Raw genomic sequence first — 6,558 nt, forward strand, 5'->3', positions numbered from 1 at the left:
GAATTGGATGGATTAAAACTTATGGTGCGATTCGTTTGGTCTAAGTAAACCCCCTTGGTTTACGTTCAGCCAACCCTATCAAAGGGTAACTCTGATAATCATGGAGGTTAAATTCCTTCCCACGCGGATACCGTGTGACTCCTTAGTCCCAGGTTTCAGACATGAGCAAGTCTGTCTCTCGGTGCATGGCCTAAAAGCGGAGTAAGGGTAATGTTATCCCAATCCTCTGCAAGGGTTGTTGGCAATGGTGATCGCAAAGAGAATCTAGTACAATGGGTCGTCATTAATAACAAGGGAAAGACATTGATACCCTTGAACCAAAATGGTACGCCTCATATAATTGGAATCAAAACATAAGGTTGATTTCGTATCTAATTGAGGTCGGTCTATACTAGAAGCCTAATGTCAACGAGAAATGATATCAGGGAACGAAGTAACCCCTTCTGGCCTCTCTAAGTGGCAGGCGTTACCACTATAAATAAAACCCGCAGGTACAACACTCGACCATTCGTACCAAAACAAGAGTAGGGAAAAGCTTAACCAATGGCCTTTAGGGTGGAGGATTCCTCAAGAAGCAAGCCTGGAGTAATGCTCAGGATACGCAGACGTGAGGAGGTAATTAAGGTAGGCGGTGTTGGGAGAAACTTAATAAGGCAAAACTAGCTCCCAAGGTGTGAAGTGGAAGCCGTGCCCACTATAAATAAGAAGTCGATGGTTAAGAGTCATTATGCACCTGAGTATAGTTTCAAACCCTAGAACCCTTGAAATAAAGGTGGGCAGAAGGGAGTATGTGAACCCAACCTCGAAGTATCCTTAGTTATCAGGAGCCGGATGAGGTGAAAGTCTCAAGTCCGGTTTTGAAGCAGAGGTGAGGGGTAGCGATACCCCCATCGACTGTAACAAGTTTTACCAGATAATGTAACTCCTAGGTCTGTAACTTAAGCCAGGAAAGCTGATAGATGGTTCATTAGCTTCAAAATAGAAACAGAACCTCAAATTACTAAGAAATCAGTTGATGTAGTTGGTGTAGATTTGGGTGTGAAATCACTCTTTGACCCTATCAACTGGTGAGGTATTCCCTGGTGCAAAATCTTATAGAAAGTTAGAAGCTAAACTTTCTAGATTGCAATACTTAAATAGGCATAAAACCAAGTTTTCGTCTAACTGGAAAAAAGCACAACTTAAGATAGCTCAATTGCATAGCAAAATAGCTAATATCAGAAAAGATACATTGCATAAACGCGCCTACTTACTTGGCTAAAAACCACAACCCACCCCCATCCCCTCCCGGGAGGGGAGCTAGAGGGGTGGGTGAAGACTTAAATGTATCAGGAATGATGTCAAATCACAAGCTAGCTAAGGCTGTTGCTGACATAGGGTTTTACGAGTTTCGCAGACAATTAGAGTACAAATGTCAACTGTACGGCTCTAAGTTAACCATTGTTGATAGATGGTTTCCTATGGGGATTTTTTCTGATAACTTTAAGGCTCTACGACCAATCACTAAAGCAGCAGCAGTGCCACTGTTGAGACCGTATTTAGCCATATAATTAACCATTCCGATCACGAAGCGTAAAAGCAGGATTGACTTTGATTAATTCAACCCCAAATCTTCTACAGCATGACTCTAAAGCTTCTCTAAACATTCCTGTAGACAAGTTGGAAAGCATCTCGTTATAAACTTTACTTTCCTCGCTCCGAGCAATGGATTTTTTCTTGGTAAAATCTAAAGACTCAATAGCAATAGCGCACTCAAAAAAATCTGCTAAGAGCGACAATAGTCGCGACAATATTCCTCATAGTTGCTTGTCGTTGCCCAGTAGTTTGATTTTTCCACTTTCTAGGTAGCTCTTCTAAATATTCAATATTGCCATCCCATTTAACATAAGTAACTGAAATCAACTCGGCATTAAAATCAATGCCTATACAACCATTTTTTCTAGTATGAACTACTGGAATTTCTTGTACATAAGTAGAAAGATGTACATACCAATTGTCTTGTTTGTGTTCCCGACGTAGTGTGGGAGTATGTCACTTAAAACACAAATTGAGTCCGGAATGTAGTAATCCAAATAGTATCATTAACATCATCATGATTAGGATTAGTAATCACAAATAAACCAGGAGTCAGAGAGATATTATCATTAACTTGAAAACGATAAATTGCCTCTATATGTATAGATGTATCATCATCTTTCAATGAATCATCATCACCTCCATCAGTAACAATAGGAGGCACTCCAACCATCAAACCACCAAGATTTCCCTCTCTAAACAAGTCTGGAAAGGCAAAATACAACATTCCATTAATAATAGTAACATCATCATCATCACCACCATTGCTAGTTTCTGGTCGCGCCCAGGTTGAACCAAACCAACCTCCCACTTCAAACTTTTCGTTCACTCTCCAATTAGCTTGCAACCCAACGTTATCAGCAGTTGTCGGCACACCATCAAAAGGGTCTTGAGCTTTGAAACTACCAGTACCATTAGTAATATCTACCCCATCCTTACCCCAATACTTACGCACATAACCCAAGGTAAATGCCAAGCTATCGTTAGGTTCAATTACAAGTTGACCTAATGCACTGTAAGCACCATTGAATGCACCCGCACTCTCAGCAGGATTTGCTGGATCGTCTGCTAAATAGGCAACATTGACCTGAAACTTATCATTAAATGCGTAACTAAAACCAACACCTGCATTAGCAGGACCTCGGAAACTGGTAGGGTTGCGTCTTCCAAACCTAGAAATGGTCCCATTTGCTTCGTCTGCAAAGGGTGACAACACTACAGAAACGTCATCTAGGTCAACTCCAATGGGGCCAATGAGAGCTTGGGCACGTTCTCCAATGGGAAACTGATAGAACATCAGGTCAATACCAACATCATTACTACCATCACCTTCATCAATAGCGGCAAGAGTCATTAAGGTATTAGTGAGTTCTGGTTCGCTCAACTCGTTAAGATTATTAGCTTGTAGACGAGTCAAAAGCAAATCTTCTCCAGTAAAGCTACTATCAAACTGTACCCTAACGCGATAAGAAAAAGAAGTCTCTGTTTTGTCATTGCCAGAAGGTTCTCCACGCGCTGCTGCTCTTTCCCCGAAGGTATCATTTAACCAAAACAAAACTTCTCCTTTGAGTTTGGTAGTTGTGGAAAATTGGTTGTTTTCTAATTCTGCTGTGCGTGCTTCTAAAGAATCTACACGACCCCGCAATGCTGCTAGTTCGGCTGCAAATTCTTCTTGTAGTCGTTGTAATATTGCTAGGTCTTCTCTAGTAGCTAGGTTACTGGTTGCTGCAGCAATTAATTCTGTAATTCTGTCTAGGCAAGCGTTTAAACCTGCTGCAAATTCAAAGCGAGTCATGGCGCGGTTGCCTTTGAAAGTGCCGTCTGGATAACCAGCTATACAACCATAACGTTCTACTAATGATTGTAATGCTTGGAATGCCCAATCTGTAGGTTGCACGTCTGATAATTGAGAGACAGATGTTACTTGATCTATTGCCTCTTCTGCTTCTAGCTCAGATACACTGGGCATTTCTAATGAGGGGTCATCCATTGGTAGGGGACGAAATGCCTCGGCCATTTGTATTGGGGGAGTGGCCTGAGCAGGATTGGCTATAAATAATGTGGCACTAAGAATACTGGGGCTATATTTTCTGGCTTTCTTAAGAATTTTTTTCATTAATTTCTAAATTAATAGCTATTAATTGTTCATAGTATCCTATACTAATTTAAGGATAAAAGCAAATATTATCCAAGCTGACTAAGTGAGGGTGGACATTGACTTATTTTTCAACTAACGAGTCTCAGAACATTTATGTAAAAGGCGGTTTGTCAAGTTGTCTTAAGTAGGAGCGATAGAACTCCGTTCCCCTCTTTTAAAGAATTTAATCCCATTCCAAATCAACAAACTGTGGATAAAAGTTAGAGCGATCGCCCAGACTATATTCTTGAGAAAAATTCTCTCTAAAATAGCTACTGTTAAACCATGTCCGTCTCCCACCATTAAGGTAGCAGTCAGTAATATTATTCCTTCAAACAAGACATATCCTATAACTAAACTAGCAGTCAACCATAAATAATACCTCCAGATTTTCTGCTCAATAGATTTAGGCTTAATACTAGCTACAATTGTTACTAATAATGTTCCCAAACCCATCACAAATCCCCAAGTAAAAGATTCTAAAGTCTGGGGATATTGACGGAGAGTAAAACCATAGAATTGATTAACTAACCAAATTATTATTGAGGAAATTATCGCCTGTTTTCTATTAAGTGTCACCCCACTAATAGCAGCAAAACCTACTAAGGGAACGTGAGGATAAATCATACTACTAGCACTGCCAATAGTAATTAACAAAAATTGCCACAGACGAGAATGAGAGATTGCTTTTTCAGCATTACTCCAAACATTATAATTTTCCTGCGAATCAACTGTAATTTTATTATTCATAAATCTTGATTCCTACCATTTTTCAACAATCAGTTTTAGGATATAAATTTTCAGATAACTTCACTCCTCCTAATAAATGCTCATTAACAATACGTCCAGCCACATCAGGAGTAACGCGAGTGTACCAAGTTCTGTCTCCCGAATAAAACACCACCGGACCCATTTTGCAAACTTCCAAACAGCCAGAAGTAATCACATCTATATCTAATTCTGATGTTTTTACCGCTGTTTGTAAAGCCTCAAAAATTGGCTGCCACTTCCGAGAAGGATAACAACGACTCGACCGACAAACAGACAAATAAGGTCGTTTTAAAGGATTACTATTAAAAGGAATTGGACGAGTTCCTAAAACATAAATTTCTCGTAACTCCTCATAAAGTGCAAGTTTAGAAAACTCCGCTTTTTTCTCAGGCAAATAATCCTCATCTTCCCCTAAAAATGGATTCGGCAAAAATATCGTCATTAACTTTTCTGCTGCCCCATTCCAAAACTGAATCCCCCAACTTTTTGCCACTCCTTCAGGGTTTAGGCGACGATACAATGCTGCCCGACTTAAAAGACGTTTTTCTCTTAATTCTATTGGTGTCGTACAGTGAGGTCCTCCTAAATTTTTTTCTAAGCATAAATGAAGGTGCCAAGCGGCAGTTGCTACGGTCAAATAACCATCATAAATTAAGCAAAGTTTTGGAGGTTCAGTGAATTCTAATTCTAGTACCCCACCTTCAACAACATGACCTATTTGAACTTGCTGCCAATTTTGCTGAATTAATGTATACAATAGAGGACCAGTGACATCTATTGTAGTAGGAAAATCTTCATATTCTATCGTTCCACCTTTAGGAGTTTTTTCCGATACCGTGAGTTTTAATGGTGTCACCCATTGATTAAATTCACTCATTTTAGTTATCCATATTTAGTAATTTAATAACATTAATTACACCGATCGCTCCCAAATCAAAACCACCAGAAGTCGCAGTTGGTGGTGCAGTTGGCCAAGGGTCAAAAATTGGGTCTCCTGTGGCATCTAAAAAGCTACCATTACCAGGAATATCTACAATGCGAACAAATCGAATAGCATTAATATCCACTGCACCGGATGTCACTGACGGAAGGTCTCCAGAGAGATTATCGTTCCCTTTACCACCCCGCAGCGTATCCCCACCAGCATTTCCGTTGAGAATATCGTTGCCTATGCAAGAGTTTCTGTCGCAACTACTTTGGTATTAGCAAGGAAGTTGCGATCGCTATTAATCCCACCGTTAACTATCGCTCTTATTACTTATTTTTATGTTTTTAACAGTAGATTCCGAAGCACTTTTTGTACTTTTTGCTAACTTTTTAGCTATTATTTTTTTCTTCTTATTGAATAAGGCAAAAGGGAAAATTGCATAGAGGAGATTCCCACCCGAAGCAATTTTAAGCGCGGTGATTATGGTGGGGTATTAAATCCACAAAAGAAAAGATAATTGCTAATTTACTTATTTTTAAGTAGTAGCTGTTTCCCAGAGTTTGGTTTAAATAAGCTCTGTCTAAATATCTGTAGCGAAAGGTTCTTATTTAGAGCTAATTCCCTTTTTGTCAAAACTATATTAGTCATCATCTATACCTCGCAGATGTTTGATAAAGTTACTATTCAATCGGCGGGCATTCTGACTGAGAGATAATAAAGTATCTCATCACAGTTGCGGGACAGCGACGGACTTACACCGAACTTTCCCCGTTTCCTCTAACGGCTGGTCTCCATTAGAACCGATTAATTACAATATTAAAACACAGCTACTTAATTAATGCAATACTTTTACAAAAATTTTTTTTTGCTAACTGTAGCATTTCCCAAGCTTGTGAGGTACAGTTTTGGAGATCCCCCCTAACCCCCCTTGAGAAGGGCAGGGCTGTTTCATTCTCAATAGACGCGGGGACACGGAGACACGGAGACGCGGAGACACGGAGACACGGAGACACGGAGACGCGGAGACACGGAGACACGGAGACACGGGGATAGAGGCTTTTAATTTATGATTAAAAGTTGACTTTTCACTATTTTAGTCAGAGCAAAAGGGACGCTTATTGGCGCTCAAAATCGGCAAATTTTGGCA

7 protein-coding genes, 1 pseudogene and 1 riboswitch are annotated in these 6,558 nt (G+C 39.9%); of the genes and pseudogenes, 2 read left to right on the forward strand and 6 right to left on the reverse strand.

What is annotated here, in order from left to right:
- The first annotated feature begins 1,051 nt into the window (after window positions 1–1,051).
- Window positions 1,052–1,261, forward strand: a complete 210-nt coding sequence (locus tag F6K54_RS37845) for a transposase (RefSeq protein ID WP_293089186.1) — start codon at window positions 1,052–1,054, stop codon at window positions 1,259–1,261.
- A complete protein-coding gene (locus F6K54_RS37850) occupies window positions 1,254–1,550 on the forward strand; it encodes a hypothetical protein (RefSeq protein WP_293089187.1) in 297 nt (98 codons plus the stop codon). Before F6K54_RS37845 ends, F6K54_RS37850 begins: the two co-directional genes overlap by 8 nt.
- Window positions 1,551–1,752: 202 nt before the next feature.
- Here F6K54_RS37850 and F6K54_RS37855 read toward each other — a convergent pair whose 3' ends face one another.
- The 6 genes and pseudogenes from F6K54_RS37855 to F6K54_RS43525 form a co-directional block, all read right to left on the reverse strand.
- Window positions 1,753–1,902: a hypothetical protein gene (locus F6K54_RS37855; RefSeq protein WP_293089189.1), complete on the reverse strand. Its 150-nt coding sequence runs from the start codon at window positions 1,900–1,902 to the stop codon at window positions 1,753–1,755.
- A gap of 133 nt (window positions 1,903–2,035) precedes the next feature.
- Window positions 2,036–3,691 (reverse strand): iron uptake porin, encoded by a 1,656-nt coding sequence (locus tag F6K54_RS37860; RefSeq protein ID WP_293089191.1) that lies wholly within the window; start codon window positions 3,689–3,691, stop codon window positions 2,036–2,038.
- Between the two features lie 162 nt (window positions 3,692–3,853).
- Window positions 3,854–4,462: a hypothetical protein gene (locus tag F6K54_RS37865; protein ID WP_293089193.1), complete on the reverse strand. Its 609-nt coding sequence runs from the start codon at window positions 4,460–4,462 to the stop codon at window positions 3,854–3,856.
- 22 nt (window positions 4,463–4,484) lie between these two features.
- Entirely contained in the window at window positions 4,485–5,360 is an 876-nt protein-coding gene (locus F6K54_RS37870) for a ferredoxin (protein ID WP_293089195.1), read from the reverse strand.
- 1 nt (window position 5,361) lies between these two features.
- On the reverse strand, window positions 5,362–5,565 hold the full coding sequence (locus tag F6K54_RS37875; protein ID WP_293089197.1) for a hypothetical protein: 204 nt from the start codon (window positions 5,563–5,565) through the stop codon (window positions 5,362–5,364).
- Between the two features lie 21 nt (window positions 5,566–5,586).
- Window positions 5,587–5,655: pseudogene (locus F6K54_RS43525) on the reverse strand (hypothetical protein); the annotation flags it as partial.
- 428 nt (window positions 5,656–6,083) lie between these two features.
- A riboswitch (cobalamin riboswitch) is annotated at window positions 6,084–6,231 on the reverse strand.
- Between the last annotated feature and the right edge of the window lie 327 nt (window positions 6,232–6,558).

Source organism: Okeania sp. SIO3B5 (assembly GCF_010692555.1).
In the GTDB taxonomy this organism is placed as follows: Bacteria; Cyanobacteriota; Cyanobacteriia; order Cyanobacteriales; family Microcoleaceae; genus Okeania.